Source organism: Leclercia sp. W17 (genome assembly GCF_003336325.1).
In the GTDB taxonomy this organism is placed as follows: domain Bacteria; phylum Pseudomonadota; class Gammaproteobacteria; order Enterobacterales; family Enterobacteriaceae; genus Enterobacter.
This window is the reverse complement of sequence record NZ_CP031101.1, coordinates 201,316-217,191: the sequence shown is the minus strand read 5'-3', so window position 1 is coordinate 217,191 and position 15,876 is coordinate 201,316. Positions and strand designations below refer to the sequence as shown.

Here is a 15,876-nt window from a genome sequence, read left to right as displayed (position 1 = left end):
AAGAGCAAAACTTCTTAATGCACTCAAAAGTACATTCAGAAGTTCATCATTCATCAGACAATCTGTGTGAGCACTACAAAGGCAGGTTCTTTAAGGTAAGGAGGTGATCCAACCGCAGGTTCCCCTACGGTTACCTTGTTACGACTTCACCCCAGTCATGAATCACAAAGTGGTAAGCGCCCTCCCGAAGGTTAAGCTACCTACTTCTTTTGCAACCCACTCCCATGGTGTGACGGGCGGTGTGTACAAGGCCCGGGAACGTATTCACCGTAGCATTCTGATCTACGATTACTAGCGATTCCGACTTCATGGAGTCGAGTTGCAGACTCCAATCCGGACTACGACGCACTTTATGAGGTCCGCTTGCTCTCGCGAGGTCGCTTCTCTTTGTATGCGCCATTGTAGCACGTGTGTAGCCCTACTCGTAAGGGCCATGATGACTTGACGTCATCCCCACCTTCCTCCAGTTTATCACTGGCAGTCTCCTTTGAGTTCCCGGCCTAACCGCTGGCAACAAAGGATAAGGGTTGCGCTCGTTGCGGGACTTAACCCAACATTTCACAACACGAGCTGACGACAGCCATGCAGCACCTGTCTCAGAGTTCCGAAGGCACCAAGCCATCTCTGGCAAGTTCTCTGGATGTCAAGAGTAGGTAAGGTTCTTCGCGTTGCATCGAATTAAACCACATGCTCCACCGCTTGTGCGGGCCCCCGTCAATTCATTTGAGTTTTAACCTTGCGGCCGTACTCCCCAGGCGGTCGACTTAACGCGTTAGCTCCGGAAGCCACGCCTCAAGGGCACAACCTCCAAGTCGACATCGTTTACGGCGTGGACTACCAGGGTATCTAATCCTGTTTGCTCCCCACGCTTTCGCACCTGAGCGTCAGTCTTTGTCCAGGGGGCCGCCTTCGCCACCGGTATTCCTCCAGATCTCTACGCATTTCACCGCTACACCTGGAATTCTACCCCCTCTACAAGACTCAAGCCTGCCAGTTTCAAATGCAGTTCCCAGGTTGAGCCCGGGGATTTCACATCTGACTTAACAGACCGCCTGCGTGCGCTTTACGCCCAGTAATTCCGATTAACGCTTGCACCCTCCGTATTACCGCGGCTGCTGGCACGGAGTTAGCCGGTGCTTCTTCTGCGAGTAACGTCAATCACTGTGGTTATTAACCACAATGCCTTCCTCCTCGCTGAAAGTACTTTACAACCCGAAGGCCTTCTTCATACACGCGGCATGGCTGCATCAGGCTTGCGCCCATTGTGCAATATTCCCCACTGCTGCCTCCCGTAGGAGTCTGGACCGTGTCTCAGTTCCAGTGTGGCTGGTCATCCTCTCAGACCAGCTAGGGATCGTCGCCTAGGTGAGCCATTACCCCACCTACTAGCTAATCCCATCTGGGCACATCCGATGGCAAGAGGCCCGAAGGTCCCCCTCTTTGGTCTTGCGACGTTATGCGGTATTAGCTACCGTTTCCAGTAGTTATCCCCCTCCATCAGGCAGTTTCCCAGACATTACTCACCCGTCCGCCACTCGTCACCCGAGAGCAAGCTCTCTGTGCTACCGTTCGACTTGCATGTGTTAGGCCTGCCGCCAGCGTTCAATCTGAGCCATGATCAAACTCTTCAATTTAAGTTTGATGCTCGTGAATTAAACTTCGTAATGAATTACGTGTTCACTCAGAGACTTGGTATTCATTTATTGTCCGAGGACATTAAGAATCCATGTCACTTTGAGTGCCCACACAGATTGTCTGATAAATTGTTAAAGAGCAGTGCAACGCGGCTTTCGCTCACCGTTGCGAGGTGGCGTATATTACGCTTTCCTCTTTCAGAGTCAAGCGATTATTTTCGCTTTTCTCTTCAACCGGCCCGGCTGTTAGTGTGAAGTGATTCACATCTGCCGTGTCGATGGAGGCGCATTATAGGGAGTTCTCCGGCGCCCGCAACCCTTAAATGTCATAAAAATGACTGACTGCTGCATTCCCCAGCAAAAGCCCGCCTTATACCTGATTACACACAGACTTATCCACAACGTGACGAAAAAGTGAAAATGTGCGAGCGTTGCGCAAACGTTTTCGTTAAAATGCTCGCGCTAAATAAAGCGCCCCGCCAGGTGTGTTAGTTGAGTTTTTATCGGGAAAATTCACCTAACGCTCTCTGTAATCGTCAAATCCAGGGGATTTACCATGCAACAACGTCGTCCAGTCCGCCGCGCTCTGCTCAGTGTTTCTGATAAAGCCGGTATCGTTGAATTCGCTCAGGCACTTTCTGCACGTGGTGTGGAGCTGCTGTCCACTGGCGGTACCGCTCGCCTGTTAGCAGAGAAAGGCCTGCCGGTAACCGAAGTGTCCGATTACACCGGTTTCCCGGAAATGATGGATGGACGCGTCAAAACCCTGCACCCGAAAGTCCACGGCGGCATTCTGGGTCGTCGCGGTCAGGATGACGGCATTATGGATCAGCACGGGATTGCGCCAATCGACATGGTGGTTGTTAACCTTTACCCATTCGCCCAGACCGTTGCCCGTGAAGGCTGCTCGCTGGAAGATGCGGTGGAAAATATCGATATCGGCGGCCCGACCATGGTGCGCTCCGCCGCCAAGAACCATAAAGATGTGGCCATCGTGGTGAAGAGCAGCGACTACGACGCCATTATTAAAGAGATGGATGCCAACGAAGGCTCACTGAATCTCGAGACCCGTTTTGATCTGGCCATTAAAGCGTTCGAACATACCGCCGCCTACGACAGCATGATCGCCAACTACTTCGGTAGCCTGGTGCCTTCCTATCATGGTGAAAGCAATGAACCTTCCGGCCGCTTCTCTCGCACCTTAAACCTGAACTTCATTAAGAAGCAGGATATGCGCTACGGCGAAAACAGCCACCAGCAGGCTGCCTTCTATATAGAGGAAGAGGTTAAAGAAGCCTCCGTTGCTACTGCGCAGCAGGTGCAGGGTAAAGCGCTCTCCTATAACAACATTGCGGATACCGACGCGGCGCTGGAGTGCGTGAAAGAGTTCAGCGAGCCCGCCTGCGTTATCGTGAAGCACGCGAACCCATGCGGCGTGGCGGTCAGCACCTCTATTCTGGATGCATACGATCGTGCGTACAAAACTGACCCGACCTCAGCGTTTGGCGGCATTATCGCGTTTAACCGCGAGCTGGATGCCGAAACCGCCCAGGCGATTATCTCCCGCCAGTTTGTGGAGGTGATCATCGCCCCTTCGGCCACCGAAGACGCCCTGAAAATCACCGCGGCAAAACAGAACGTGCGCGTGCTGGTCTGCGGTCAGTGGGCAGAACGCGTTCCGGGCCTCGACTTCAAGCGTGTGAACGGTGGCCTGCTGGTTCAGGATCGTGACCTGGGCATGGTCAGCGAGAAAGATCTGCGTGTCGTCACCAAACGTCAGCCTACTGAGCAGGAGCTGCGTGACGCGCTGTTCTGCTGGAAAGTGGCGAAGTTCGTGAAATCCAACGCCATCGTCTATGCGAAAGAGAACATGACCATCGGTATAGGCGCGGGCCAGATGAGCCGCGTTTACTCTGCGAAAATCGCCGGGATTAAAGCGGGCGACGAAGGTCTGGAAGTTAAAGGCTCCGCCATGGCGTCCGACGCGTTCTTCCCGTTCCGTGACGGTATCGATGCAGCTGCGGCAGTGGGCATCACCTGCGTGATCCAGCCTGGCGGCTCTATCCGCGACGACGAAGTCATTGCCGCCGCCGATGAACATGGCATCGCGATGATCTTCACCGACATGCGTCATTTCCGCCATTAATTCCCGGAGCAGAGAATGAAAGTATTAGTGATTGGTAACGGCGGGCGCGAGCACGCCCTGGCGTGGAAAGCGGCGCAGTCTGCGCAGGTTGAAACCGTCTTTGTGGCGCCGGGTAACGCCGGTACCGCCCTGGAGCCCACCCTGCAGAACGTCGCTATCGGCGTAACCGATATCCCGGCGCTGCTGAGCTTTGCCCAGAATGAGAAGATTGACCTGACCATCGTGGGCCCGGAAGCGCCGCTGGTCATTGGCGTGGTAGACGCATTCCGTGCCGCGGGCCTGACCATCTTCGGCCCAACCGAAGGCGCCGCCCAGCTGGAAGGCTCTAAAGCCTTCACCAAAGACTTCCTCGCACGTCATAACATCCCGACGGCGGAATATCAGAACTTCACCGAAGTGGAGCCCGCGCTGGCCTACTTACGTGAAAAAGGCGCGCCGATTGTGATCAAAGCCGACGGTCTGGCAGCGGGTAAAGGCGTTATCGTGGCGATGACGCTCGAAGAAGCAGAAGCCGCCGTTCAGGATATGCTGGCAGGCAACGCCTTTGGTGACGCGGGCCACCGCATCGTTATCGAAGAGTTTCTTGATGGCGAAGAGGCGAGCTTTATCGTCATGGTCGACGGCGAGCACGTGCTGCCGATGGCCACCAGCCAGGATCATAAGCGCGTTGGCGATGCCGATACCGGCCCGAATACCGGCGGGATGGGGGCTTACTCCCCTGCCCCTGTGGTGACAGATGAAGTTCACCAGCGGACCATGGACCGCATCATCTGGCCAACCGTGAAAGGAATGGCGGCGGAAGGCAACACCTACACTGGTTTCCTTTACGCGGGCCTGATGATCGACAAACAGGGCAACCCGAAGGTTATTGAGTTCAACTGCCGCTTCGGCGACCCAGAAACGCAGCCAATCATGCTGCGCATGAAATCCGATCTGGTAGAGCTGTGCCTGGCGGCCTGCGAAGGCAAGCTGGACGAAAAAAGCTCTGAGTGGGATGAGCGTGCTTCTCTGGGCGTGGTAATTGCGGCGGGCGGTTATCCGGGCAACTACAACACCGGGGATGAGATCCACGGCCTGCCGCTGGAAGCCATCGAAGGCGCGAAGGTATTCCATGCGGGGACTAAGCTCTCCGATGACGAACGCGTGCTGACTAACGGTGGCCGAGTCCTGTGCGCCACGGCGCTGGGCAATACCGTCGCAGAAGCGCAGCAACGCGCCTATGCCCTGATGGCGGATATTCACTGGAACGGGAGCTTCAGCCGTAACGATATTGGTTACCGCGCCATTGCGCGCGAGCAAGGGAAGTAATTACCCCCTTCACCAGTCCCTCTCCCGCAAGGGAGGGGGATTTTCAGAAACTCTTTTCTGTCGGCTGCCAGGTACAAAAATCTTCGTTCGCCACCAGCAGCAGCTGTGATCCTTCAGGCGCTTCCAGCCACGCCACGCTCACTGCCATGGAGGAGTGACTTTGCCGGCGTGCAATGTGTTCCGTTGCCCAGCTATCGAGATCCGGCTTCAGGGTCTGGCCTTCACACGTTGTCACGGAGCCGTCAACATGCCAGCGCCCCTGATGTAGCACCACCCTTCCCTGTCGCAACGCGTCGCTGGTCTGGCGAATCTGCGCGGCGCGGTAGCGGTAAAGCTCGATTTGATCGGTAGAGAGTTGCTGTTTAAGGCCTCCGGTTTCGTGCTGCATAAAGCTCAGCTCACCGTGGTCGTCAAAGCGTACCCGCACATGCTCGGGGACTTTACTGTAGATGTTTATGTCAATCCAGACGAGCGTATCGCCCTGCCAGCGATACTCACTGGTGGTGGTACTGCCGCTGTGCCAGGGACTAAACGCGGAGAGGAGATGCACTTCGTCATCTGAATCTTTACGCCAGACGCGTACCGCGCCCTGATCGTCAGCGTAGCCGCTGGCGGTAAAAGGCGGCAGGGAGGAGTCATGGCTACAGGCGGTTAATACAAATATGCCCGCCAGCACCGTCACCTGGCGCCAGACAGACAAAAGGGGCGAAACCGCCCCCTCGATAAAACTGTTCACTGCTACGCGGCTTACTTAACTGCGTCTTTCAGTGCTTTGCCAGAAACAAATGCTGGCACGTTGGCTGCAGCGATTTTGATTTCGTTACCGGTCTGCGGGTTGCGGCCAGTACGCTCAGCGCGGTGGTTCACTTTGAAGGTACCGAAACCTACCAGTTGTACAGCATCGCCTTCTTTCAGAGACTCAGTAATTGCAGCCAGGGTGGATTCCAGAGCAGCTTTAGCCTGTACTTTAGACAGGTCAGCTTTGTCCGCAATTACATCAATCAGTTGAGTCTTGTTCATAAGTTATCCTTTCAATGTGTTTATCGCTTGCTAAGCATCGAGTGCGACGAAAATGCCAAAAAAGCACTCTCCTGCATACACGCACCGATAGCCACTTTTTTTCGCCCCCCAAATGTAGACCAGACGGGGGGCAGAAGGGAAGAGTAGAGGCATGACAAAACAGGCGTTAAATCACGTTTTGTTGTCTCACTGGTTAAGATTTATACCAATGTTACTCTCGCCTGCCTCACGCAAGTCTGCACGCAGACCTTTAATCAGTTCGATATCGCGTTCTTCGCACTCCGCCAGCAAACGGAAAATTTCCCACTGAATGTCCCATTCCTGCTCAATGGCCGGGTTCAGACGGAGCTCTTCATCGGTCATTTCGCGCCCTTCCTGGGTCATCTCCAGCATCGCTACGGTAGTAATAGAGGCCTTACTGACTTCGATGGCATGTTCCAGAGTTTCACCACTCAGACGCGAGTGAATCAGTTCACTTAGCGCTACACAGGCATCAATCGCCGGGTAGACGCCATAGACATCATAGTCATCGGCAACCGGGATCGCCTCTTCCAGCTTATCGAGCTGGGTGTCGAAGTTCACCTTCGCATCTTTAACCGTCAGCGTTTCCCACACCAGATCGAGAATACGACGATAGAGTTGACCATCACCAAATTCGGTCTGCTTGCAGAACATGGCATAGTTTGGATACATACGTTCGCACAGACAGGCCATAAAAGTGACGTGCTGCCAGCTTTCCAGCTTCTCAAGGCGCAGGTGAATCGGGTTTTGTAACATGATGATGTCTCGAATCGAAAATTGGCCGCAGTTTACCTGATTCAGCGCTGAATTTCCTGCCAACGAACAAACGCCGGACGCCCGGACGCTACCGCATCGGCCCAGCGGCTCGGCTCCGGTAGTCGGTAGCCCCGCATACAGCGCTGCACCCACGCCAGCGCGGTGTCGGTACTGACGCGATGGCCGGTGGCGATGAACAGCGGATTACACCGGGCTTTGCTGCGCCAGACCCACGCCAGCTGTTCGCCTTTATCCATTAAGGGTGCCAGCGCGCCGGGTTCGGGCGGCAGGGGATCAAACTTACCGCAGAGGCGTTTTTTCGCCACGCCGATGGTCGGAACATCCACCAGCAGGCCAAAATGGCTGGCAACGCCGAGACGGCGCGGGTGAGAGATGCCATGCCCGTCAACGAACAGCAGATCGGGTCTTTGCGAAAGCTGATCCCACGCCGCCAGCAGCGCGGGATATTCACGAAAAGAGAGGAAGCCGGGGATGTAAGGCATGGTGGTGGCGATGCGCGCCACCTGGTACTCAACCAGTTCCAGCTCGGGGTACGTCAGCAGCACTATCGCCGCCCGCGTCACCTCTCCCCCCTGCTCAAACCCCACATCGGCCCCCGCAATCAGCGCGGGTGGGTCTTTATCCAGACGATCCTCACGGGATACAGACGCAGCGAGTTTAAGTTGTTGAGCGCGAAGTGACGCAAGATCCATAACGACTCCTTACAGGTGATACTGGGCAGAAAGTCGGTGCACCGCCTCCACAAACACGCCTGCATGCTCTGGCGGTACATCCTGATGAATACCGTGCCCCAGGTTAAAGACATGGCCCTCGCCCTGACCGAAGCCCGCCAAAATGGTCGCGACTTCTTCTTCAATTCGGGCGGCCGGAGCATACAGCATAGACGGATCCATGTTGCCTTGCAGGGCGACTTTGTCACCCACGCGGCGGCGCGCATCGGCGATATCGATGGTCCAGTCGAGGCCCAGCGCATCACAGCCGGTTTCTGCCATCGCCTCCAGCCACTGGCCTCCGCCTTTGGTGAACAGCGTTACCGGCACGCGAAGGCCTTCGTTTTCACGCAGCAGGCCATCAACGATTTTATGCATGTAATAGAGCGAGAACTGTTGATAATCGCGGCCGGTCAGTACCCCACCCCAGGTATCGAAGATCATCACCGACTGGGCGCCCGCTTTGATCTGGGCATTCAGATAGAGGGTGACGCTTTTCGCCAGCTTATCCAGCAGGGCATGGAGCGCCAGCGGATCGGCGTACATCATCTTTTTGATCACGGTAAAGGCTTTGCTGCTGCCCCCTTCGACCATGTAGGTTGCCAGGGTCCACGGGCTGCCGGAGAAACCGATCAGCGGCACTTCGCCTTTCAGTTCGCGGCGAATGGTGCGCACCGCATTCATCACATAACCGAGTTCCTGTTCTGGATCCGGGATCGGCAGGTTGTCGATGTCCGCTTTGCTCTTAATCGGCGAGCTAAAGCGCGGGCCTTCGCCGGTTTCGAAGTACAGGCCAAGCCCCATCGCGTCCGGGATGGTCAGAATGTCAGAGAAGAGGATCGCCGCGTCCAGCGGGTAGCGGCGCAGCGGCTGAAGCGTGACTTCACAGGCCAGCTCCGCGTTTTTGCACAGGGACATGAAATCGCCTGCCTGCGCCCGGGTGGCTTTATATTCCGGTAAATAGCGACCCGCCTGGCGCATCATCCATACCGGGGTGACATCAACGGGTTGGCGCAGCAGCGCACGCAGATAACGATCGTTCTTCAGTTCGGTCATTTTTGCAGTTCCTTAAGCGTCTTGTCCCCAGTGTATCACGTCATTCATAGTCGGCCCGACACATTGCCACGGTATCTTCTATCAGGCGACGCGCCACGGTGCCTGGCGGCGGGAGCAGCGGTAAATCGTCGTAGCGATACCAGTCGGCTGACAGCAGCTCTTTCGGGTCGATGACGATCTCGCCGCTGTCATATTCGGCCATAAAAGCGGTCATCAGCGACTGTGGGAACGGCCACGGCTGGGAGGTGACATAGCGCAGGTTCTTCACCTTGATGCCGCTCTCTTCCATCACTTCCCGGGCGACAGCCTGCTCCAGGGTTTCGCCCACTTCGACAAACCCGGCCAACACGGTATGCACCCCGTTACGATGACGCGTGTGCTGCGCCAGCAGGATGGTCTCTTCACGACGAATGGCGACGATGATGCACGGCGCGATTTGCGGGTAGTAGCGTTCGCGGCAGTGGCTGCAGAGCATGGCCCACTCGGTTTTGCTTGGGTGCATGGTGTGACCACAGTAGCCGCAGTATTTATGCGAGCGATAAAACTCGGCCAACTGCACAGCACGCCCGGCCAGCTGGAACAGACCCACATCGAGATCGAGCACCTGGCGTACCGATCCCATATCGTGACGACGATTTTGTTGGATCAACCACACAGGATCTCCCTGCCACTCCCCGATATTGAGTGCGGGTTGACCCGCAAGATCGAAATTTCCGGCCTCGCCATGTGGTAATTCACCACCGGGCAACCATAATTTCTGTTCATGGCTGACGAACCACCAGCCACGATCCGATTTTTCAATTATACGATCCATATCTATTGCACTACCTTTGCTTCACAGGCATGTTGGTAACAATACTATTACATTTTGGGTGGGCAGCTTTTAATCTTAACCTTGCGGAGTCAAACATGCTAAACCAGCTAGAAAACCTGACAGAGCGCGTTGGCGGATGTAACAACCTGGTCGATCGCTGGCTGCACGTGCGCAAACATCTGCTTGTTGCCTACTACAACCTCGTTGGCATTAAGCCGGGCAAAGAGTCCTATATGCGTCTGAATGAAAAAGCGCTGGACGATTTCTGTCAGAGCCTGGTCGACTACCTTTCTAACGGCCATTTCAATATTTATGAGCGCATTATCGGTGAAATGGAAGGTAACAGCCCGTTTTTAGCGGCCACCAAACTCTATCCCCTGCTGGAAGCCAATACCCAGCAAATCATGGATTATTACGACTCCACGCTTGAGAATGCCATCGATCAGGATAATTATCTGGAATTTCAGCAGGCGCTCTCTGATATCGGCGAGGCGCTGGAGCAGCGATTCACGCTGGAAGATAACCTGATCGCCCTTGCGCTGGATCACAATTTGAAAGCGAGTAACGAAGATAACGTCGCCCGACCGGCTTGAGTTATTTATCGTTAACGCGTAATTTACATTTACTGCTCCCGCTGTAGGGGAGCACATTCTTGTCGGAGTGCCCAGTGCGAAAGCCGGGCTGAGACCGTTAATTCGGGATCCGCGGAACCTGATCAGGTTAAAACCTGCGAAGGGAACAAGAGTCAATCTGTCATGTATCGCCACCGGGCGATCCTCTCTTGCTTCATCCGTCGTCTGACAAGCCACTTCCTCACTTTCTGGAACGAGCTATGTCTGCCACAAAATTGACCCGCCGCGAACAGCGCGCACAAGCCCAACATTTTATCGACACTCTGGAAGGCACCGCTTTCCCTAACTCAAAACGCATCTATCTGACCGGCTCCCGGGAGGACATTCGCGTGCCCATGCGCGAGATCCAGCTCAGCCCGACGCTCGTCGGCGGCAGCAAAGAGAATCCCCAGTTTGAAGAGAACGAAGCAGTGCCGGTCTACGACACGTCCGGCCCGTACGGCGATCCGGCGATAACCATCAACGTGCAGCAGGGGCTGGCGAAACTGCGCCAACCGTGGATTGACGCACGTAACGACTGCGAAGCGCTAACCGAACAAAGCTCAGCTTACACCCGGGAACGCCTGGCCGATGATGGTCTGGACGAGCTGCGCTTCACGGGTCTTCTCACGCCGAAACGTGCCAGGGCGGGCAAATGCGTCACCCAGTTGCACTACGCCCGCCAGGGGATCGTGACCCCGGAGATGGAATTTATCGCCATTCGCGAAAACATGGGCCGCGAGCGCATCCGTACCGACGTGCTGCGCCACCAGCATCCGGGCGAAGGGTTTGGTGCCCGCCTGCCGGAGAACATCACCCCGGAGTTTGTCCGTGACGAAGTCGCCGCCGGACGCGCCATTATCCCGGCCAACATTAATCACCCGGAGTCGGAGCCGATGATTATCGGTCGTAACTTCCTGGTGAAAGTGAATGCCAACATCGGTAACTCAGCGGTCACCTCGTCTATCGAAGAAGAGGTGGAGAAACTGGTCTGGTCGACCCGCTGGGGCGCGGACACGGTGATGGACCTCTCTACCGGGCGCTATATTCACGAAACTCGCGAGTGGATCCTGCGTAACAGCCCGGTGCCCATTGGTACGGTGCCCATCTACCAGGCACTGGAGAAGGTGAACGGCATCGCCGAAGATCTCACCTGGGAAGCCTTCCGGGATACCCTGCTGGAGCAGGCCGAGCAAGGCGTCGATTACTTCACCATCCACGCCGGCGTGCTGTTGCGCTACGTGCCGATGACCGCTAAGCGCCTGACCGGTATCGTCTCCCGCGGCGGTTCAATCATGGCGAAATGGTGCCTCTCCCACCATCGGGAAAACTTCCTCTATGAACACTTCCGCGAAATCTGCGAGATCTGCGCCGCGTACGACGTGTCGCTGTCGCTGGGCGATGGCCTGCGTCCGGGCTCCATTCGCGATGCCAACGACGAGGCGCAGTTTGCCGAGCTGCACACCCTGGGCGAGCTGACCAAAATTGCCTGGGAGTATGACGTGCAGGTGATGATTGAAGGCCCGGGCCACGTGCCAATGCAGATGATCCGCCGCAACATGACCGAAGAGCTGGAGCACTGCCACGAAGCGCCGTTCTATACCCTGGGGCCGTTGACCACCGACATCGCACCGGGTTATGACCACTTCACCTCCGGGATTGGCGCGGCGATGATCGGCTGGTTCGGCTGCGCCATGCTCTGCTACGTCACGCCGAAAGAGCACCTCGGCCTGCCGAACAAAGAGGATGTGAAGCAGGGGCTGATCACCTACAAAATTGCCGCCCACGCTGCCGACCTGGCGAAGGGCCATCCGGGGGCACAGATCCGCGATAACGCCATGTCGAAAGCCCGCTTCGAGTTCCGCTGGGAAGATCAGTTCAACCTCGCCCTCGACCCGTTCACTGCCCGCGCCTACCACGACGAAACCCTGCCGCAGGAGTCCGGCAAAGTGGCGCACTTCTGCTCCATGTGCGGGCCAAAATTCTGCTCGATGAAAATCAGCCAGGAGGTGCGTGATTACGCCGCGGCGCAGACCATCGAAGTGGGCATGGCCGACATGTCGGAAACCTTCCGCGCCCGGGGCGGCGAAATCTACCTCAAAAAAGAGGAGGCGTAATGTATCAACCCAACTTTCCGCCAGTGCCCTTTCATCTGGGGCTCTATCCGGTGGTCGACAGCGTGGCCTGGATCGAACGCCTGCTCGCTGCGGGTGTAAAAACGATCCAGCTGCGCATCAAAGATAAACAGGACGATGAGGTAGAAGCCGACGTTGTCGCGGCCATTGCTCTGGGGCGTCGCTACGATGCCCGCCTGTTTATCAATGACTACTGGCGCCTGGCAATTAAGCATCAGGCGTACGGTGTGCATCTCGGTCAGGAGGATCTGGAGACCACCGATATTGAGGCCATTCGTGCCGCCGGGTTACGTCTCGGCGTGTCGACCCATGACGATATGGAGATCGACGTGGCGCTGGCGGCGCGTCCCTCCTACATCGCGCTGGGGCACGTTTTCCCGACCCAAACCAAGCAGATGCCATCGGCCCCGCAGGGGCTGGAACAGCTGGCCCGCCATATCGAACGGCTCGGGGATTACCCCACCGTCGCCATCGGCGGTATCAGTCTCGAACGCGCGCCCGCGGTTCTGGCGACCGGTGTAGGGAGTATCGCGATGGTGAGCGCCATTACCCAGGCCGACGACTGGCAGGCGGCGACAACACAGCTATTGCAACTGGCGGGGGCGGGCGATGAATGACCGTGACTTTATGCGCTACAGCCGCCAGATCCTGCTGGAAGATATCGCCATCGACGGGCAGCAAAAGCTGCTCGCCAGCCGAGTGCTGGTGGTCGGTCTGGGCGGATTAGGCGCTCCGGCGGCGCTCTACCTGGCCGGCGCCGGGATCGGCACTCTGGTTTTGGCCGACAATGACGAGGTTCATCTGAGTAATTTGCAGCGCCAAATCCTCTTTACCACCGACGATATCGCCCAGCCAAAAGCGCAGGTGACAGAGCGTCGCCTGCAGCAGCTCAATCCCGACATCCGGCTGATCGCCCTGCAGACCCGCCTGGAAGGCAGCGCGCTGGAGGAAGAGATTGCCCGCGCCGACGTGGTGCTGGACTGCACCGATAACATGGCTACCCGTCAGGCGATCAATGCCGCCTGTGTGATGCTCAATACGCCACTTATCACCGCCAGCGCCGTGGGCTTTGGTGGACAGATGATGGTGCTGACGCCCCCCTGGACCCAGGGCTGCTACCGCTGCCTGTGGCCGGATGATGAAGAGCCGCAGCGTAACTGCCGCACCGCGGGTATTGTCGGGCCGGTGGTTGGCGTGATGGGAACCCTGCAGGCGCTGGAGGCGATCAAACTGCTCAGCGGCATTGAGACCACGCGCAATACGCTACGCCTGTTCGATGCCCGGGCGGGAAGCTGGCGGCAGCTGGCTTTACAGCGCGCCAGCGGATGCCAGGTGTGTGGAGGGCGGCATGCGGATCCTGTTTAACGACGAACCGATGCAGTGCGTGGAGGGATTAACCGTCGCCACCCTGCTCTCCCAGCTATGCCAGTTAAAACCCGGGGTCGCGCTGGCCCTGAATCAACAGATCCTGCCGCGCGAGCAGTGGGAAAAACAGCAGGTGCGCGAAGGCGATCAGATCCTGCTTTTTCAGGTGATTGCCGGAGGCTGAGATGTTACGTATTGCTGATAAAACCTTTGATTCACATCTGTTTACCGGCACGGGAAAATTCGCCTCACCGCAGCTGATGGTGGACGCGATCCGGGAGAGCGGCAGCCAGCTGGTGACGCTGGCCATGAAGCGGGTCGATCTGCGTAATCACAACGACGCCATTCTGGCGCCGCTGCTGGAGGCGGGCGTCAGCCTGCTGCCCAATACCTCCGGCGCCAAAACCGCGGAAGAGGCGCTATTTGCGGCCCGGCTGGCGCGTGAGGCGCTGGGAACGCACTGGCTCAAACTGGAGATCCATCCCGACGCTCGCTGGCTGCTGCCCGATCCCATCGAGACGCTGAAAGCGGCAGAGATGCTGGTGAAAGAGGGATTCACCGTGCTGCCCTACTGCGGCGCCGATCCGGTGCTGTGCAAACGGCTCGAAGAGGCAGGCTGTGCGGCGGTGATGCCGCTCGGGGCGCCGATAGGCTCCAATCAGGGGCTAGAAACCCGCGCGATGCTGGAGATTATTATTCAGCAGGCAACCGTGCCGGTGATCGTCGATGCCGGGATCGGCGTACCCAGCCACGCCGCGCAGGCGCTGGAGATGGGTGCCGACGCCGTACTGGTCAACACCGCCATTGCGGTCGCGGACGATCCCGTCACGATGGCGCGGGCGTTTCGTCTGGCGGTGGAGGCTGGCGTGCTGGCACGCCAGTCTGGCCCCGGCGCCCGGAGCGTTGAAGCCCACGCCACCAGCCCGTTAACCGGCTTTCTGGAGGCGTTATCATGAAAACCTTTACCGATCGCTGGCGCCAGCTCGACTGGGACGATATTCGCCTGCGTATCAACAGTAAAACCCCTGCAGATGTGGAGCGGGCATTAAACGCCCGCCAGCTTACCCGCGAAGATATGATGGCCCTGCTCTCCCCCGCCGCCAGTGGCTATCTGGAGCCGATGGCGCAGCGAGCCCAGCGGCTGACCCGTCAGCGCTTTGGCAACACGGTGAGCTTTTATGTTCCGCTCTATCTCTCCAACCTCTGCGCGAACGACTGCACCTACTGCGGCTTCTCCATGAGCAACCACATCAAGCGCAAAACGCTGGATGAAAACGAAATTGCCCGGGAGTGTGCCGCGATCCGCGAGATGGGGTTTGAGCATCTGCTCCTGGTCACCGGCGAACACCAGACCAAGGTCGGGATGGACTATTTTCGCCGCCATATACCGGCCATTCGCCGCCAGTTCGCCTCGTTGCAGATGGAGGTTCAACCGCTGTCAGAGACCGAATATGGCGAACTGAAAACGCTGGGGCTGGATGGCGTGTTGGTCTATCAGGAGACCTACCATGAAACGGTATACGCCCAGCACCATCTGAAAGGTAAAAAGCAGGATTTCTTCTGGCGGCTGGAGACCCCGGATCGACTGGGCCGCGCCGGGATCGACAAGATCGGCCTCGGGGCGCTAACCGGGCTTTCCGACAGCTGGCGCGTTGACAACTTTATGGTGGCGGAACATCTGCTGTGGCTGCAGCAGCACTACTGGCAGAGCCGGTATTCAATCTCTTTTCCCCGGCTGCGACCCTGCGCCGGCGGGATCCAGCCCGCATCGATCATGGATGAACGCCAGCTGGTGCAGACCATCTGCGCGTTTCGTCTGCTGGCGCCGGAGGTGGAGCTGTCGCTCTCCACCCGGGAATCTCCCGCGTTTCGCGATCGCGTTATTCCCCTGGCGATCAATAACGTCAGCGCCTTTTCAAAAACCCAGCCCGGCGGCTATGCCGATGATCATCCCGAGCTGGAGCAGTTTGCGCCGCACGACAACCGTCGCCCGGAAGCTGTCGCCGAGGCGCTCAGCCTGCAGGGATTACAACCCGTCTGGAAAGACTGGGACAGCTGGCTGGGACGCGCCTCGCAATCAGGCTGAAAAAAACGGTAATCCGATGAAGTTATTACGAGGCGTCACGTAACCTCATTAACGGGCCGTTGCTGTAACGCGCCCGGATTTTTTACGCTTGTTTCGTCAGCAGAGGATGCTGACCAGGGCGGAAAGCTTCTTCCTCGTTTCGCCCTGCCCTCCCCATTCTGTAACAGTTGTAACCGGTTTCAGAAAATGCAGG

15 protein-coding genes, 1 rRNA gene and 1 riboswitch are annotated in these 15,876 nt (G+C 57.4%); of the genes, 9 read left to right on the top strand and 7 right to left on the bottom strand.

The features are described from left to right. Positions 1-96: 96 nt before the first annotated feature. Positions 97-1,634: ribosomal RNA gene (locus DVA44_RS01070) — 16S ribosomal RNA — on the bottom strand. A gap of 556 nt (positions 1,635-2,190) precedes the next feature. Here DVA44_RS01070 and purH point away from each other — a divergent pair. Beyond that, positions 2,191-3,780 carry a bifunctional phosphoribosylaminoimidazolecarboxamide formyltransferase/IMP cyclohydrolase gene (gene purH / locus DVA44_RS01060; protein ID WP_114385557.1) on the top strand — a complete coding sequence of 530 codons (1,590 nt, stop codon included), beginning with the start codon at positions 2,191-2,193 and terminating at the stop codon, positions 3,778-3,780. 15 nt (positions 3,781-3,795) lie between these two features. Next, positions 3,796-5,088 (top strand): phosphoribosylamine--glycine ligase, encoded by a 1,293-nt coding sequence (gene purD / locus DVA44_RS01055; RefSeq protein ID WP_114316172.1) that lies wholly within the window; start codon positions 3,796-3,798, stop codon positions 5,086-5,088. A gap of 43 nt (positions 5,089-5,131) precedes the next feature. On the opposite strand, the gene DVA44_RS01050 is transcribed toward purD, so the two are convergent. From DVA44_RS01050 to nudC, 6 genes are all read right to left on the bottom strand, one after another. Next, a complete protein-coding gene (locus DVA44_RS01050; protein ID WP_114385556.1) occupies positions 5,132-5,824 on the bottom strand; it encodes a DUF1481 domain-containing protein in 693 nt (230 codons plus the stop codon). Between the two features lie 11 nt (positions 5,825-5,835). Further along, positions 5,836-6,108 (bottom strand): nucleoid-associated protein HU-alpha, encoded by a 273-nt coding sequence (gene hupA, locus DVA44_RS01045; protein WP_032615913.1) that lies wholly within the window; start codon positions 6,106-6,108, stop codon positions 5,836-5,838. Positions 6,109-6,294: 186 nt separating this feature from the next. Beyond that, a complete protein-coding gene (locus DVA44_RS01040) occupies positions 6,295-6,885 on the bottom strand; it encodes a YjaG family protein (protein ID WP_103825477.1) in 591 nt (196 codons plus the stop codon). Positions 6,886-6,926: 41 nt separating this feature from the next. Continuing rightward, on the bottom strand, positions 6,927-7,598 hold the full coding sequence (nfi, locus tag DVA44_RS01035; protein ID WP_114385555.1) for a deoxyribonuclease V: 672 nt from the start codon (positions 7,596-7,598) through the stop codon (positions 6,927-6,929). Positions 7,599-7,607: 9 nt separating this feature from the next. Beyond that, positions 7,608-8,672 (bottom strand): uroporphyrinogen decarboxylase, encoded by a 1,065-nt coding sequence (gene hemE / locus DVA44_RS01030; protein WP_114385554.1) that lies wholly within the window; start codon positions 8,670-8,672, stop codon positions 7,608-7,610. 40 nt (positions 8,673-8,712) lie between these two features. Next, positions 8,713-9,486 carry an NAD(+) diphosphatase gene (gene nudC / locus DVA44_RS01025; protein ID WP_114385553.1) on the bottom strand — a complete coding sequence of 258 codons (774 nt, stop codon included), beginning with the start codon at positions 9,484-9,486 and terminating at the stop codon, positions 8,713-8,715. A gap of 95 nt (positions 9,487-9,581) precedes the next feature. On the opposite strand from nudC, the gene rsd reads away from it, so the two are divergent. The 7 genes from rsd to thiH all read left to right on the top strand — a co-directional run bounded on the left by rsd (position 9,582) and on the right by thiH (position 15,683). Next, on the top strand, positions 9,582-10,079 hold the full coding sequence (gene rsd, locus DVA44_RS01020) for a sigma D regulator (protein WP_103825473.1): 498 nt from the start codon (positions 9,582-9,584) through the stop codon (positions 10,077-10,079). A 53-nt stretch (positions 10,080-10,132) separates the two neighbouring features. After that, a riboswitch (TPP riboswitch) is annotated at positions 10,133-10,241 on the top strand. Positions 10,242-10,318: 77 nt separating this feature from the next. Next, complete coding sequence (gene thiC, locus DVA44_RS01015) at positions 10,319-12,214, top strand: phosphomethylpyrimidine synthase ThiC (RefSeq protein ID WP_114385552.1); 1,896 nt, start codon at positions 10,319-10,321, stop codon at positions 12,212-12,214. Then, the gene (gene thiE / locus DVA44_RS01010; protein WP_114385551.1) at positions 12,214-12,849 is read left to right on the top strand and encodes a thiamine phosphate synthase; all 636 of its coding nucleotides are present in this window, start codon (positions 12,214-12,216) and stop codon (positions 12,847-12,849) included. Before thiC ends, thiE begins: the two co-directional genes overlap by 1 nt. After that, positions 12,842-13,597, top strand: coding sequence for a thiazole biosynthesis adenylyltransferase ThiF (thiF, locus tag DVA44_RS01005; protein ID WP_114385550.1), 756 nt, complete (start codon positions 12,842-12,844; stop codon positions 13,595-13,597). Before thiE ends, thiF begins: the two co-directional genes overlap by 8 nt. After that, positions 13,581-13,781 (top strand): sulfur carrier protein ThiS, encoded by a 201-nt coding sequence (gene thiS / locus DVA44_RS01000; protein ID WP_103177806.1) that lies wholly within the window; start codon positions 13,581-13,583, stop codon positions 13,779-13,781. The genes thiF and thiS overlap by 17 nt, the downstream gene beginning before the upstream one ends. A gap of 1 nt (position 13,782) precedes the next feature. Then, positions 13,783-14,553, top strand: coding sequence for a thiazole synthase (thiG, locus tag DVA44_RS00995; protein ID WP_103825469.1), 771 nt, complete (start codon positions 13,783-13,785; stop codon positions 14,551-14,553). After that, positions 14,550-15,683, top strand: a complete 1,134-nt coding sequence (gene thiH / locus DVA44_RS00990; RefSeq protein ID WP_114316182.1) for a 2-iminoacetate synthase ThiH — start codon at positions 14,550-14,552, stop codon at positions 15,681-15,683. The genes thiG and thiH overlap by 4 nt, the downstream gene beginning before the upstream one ends. Positions 15,684-15,876: the final 193 nt, after the last annotated feature.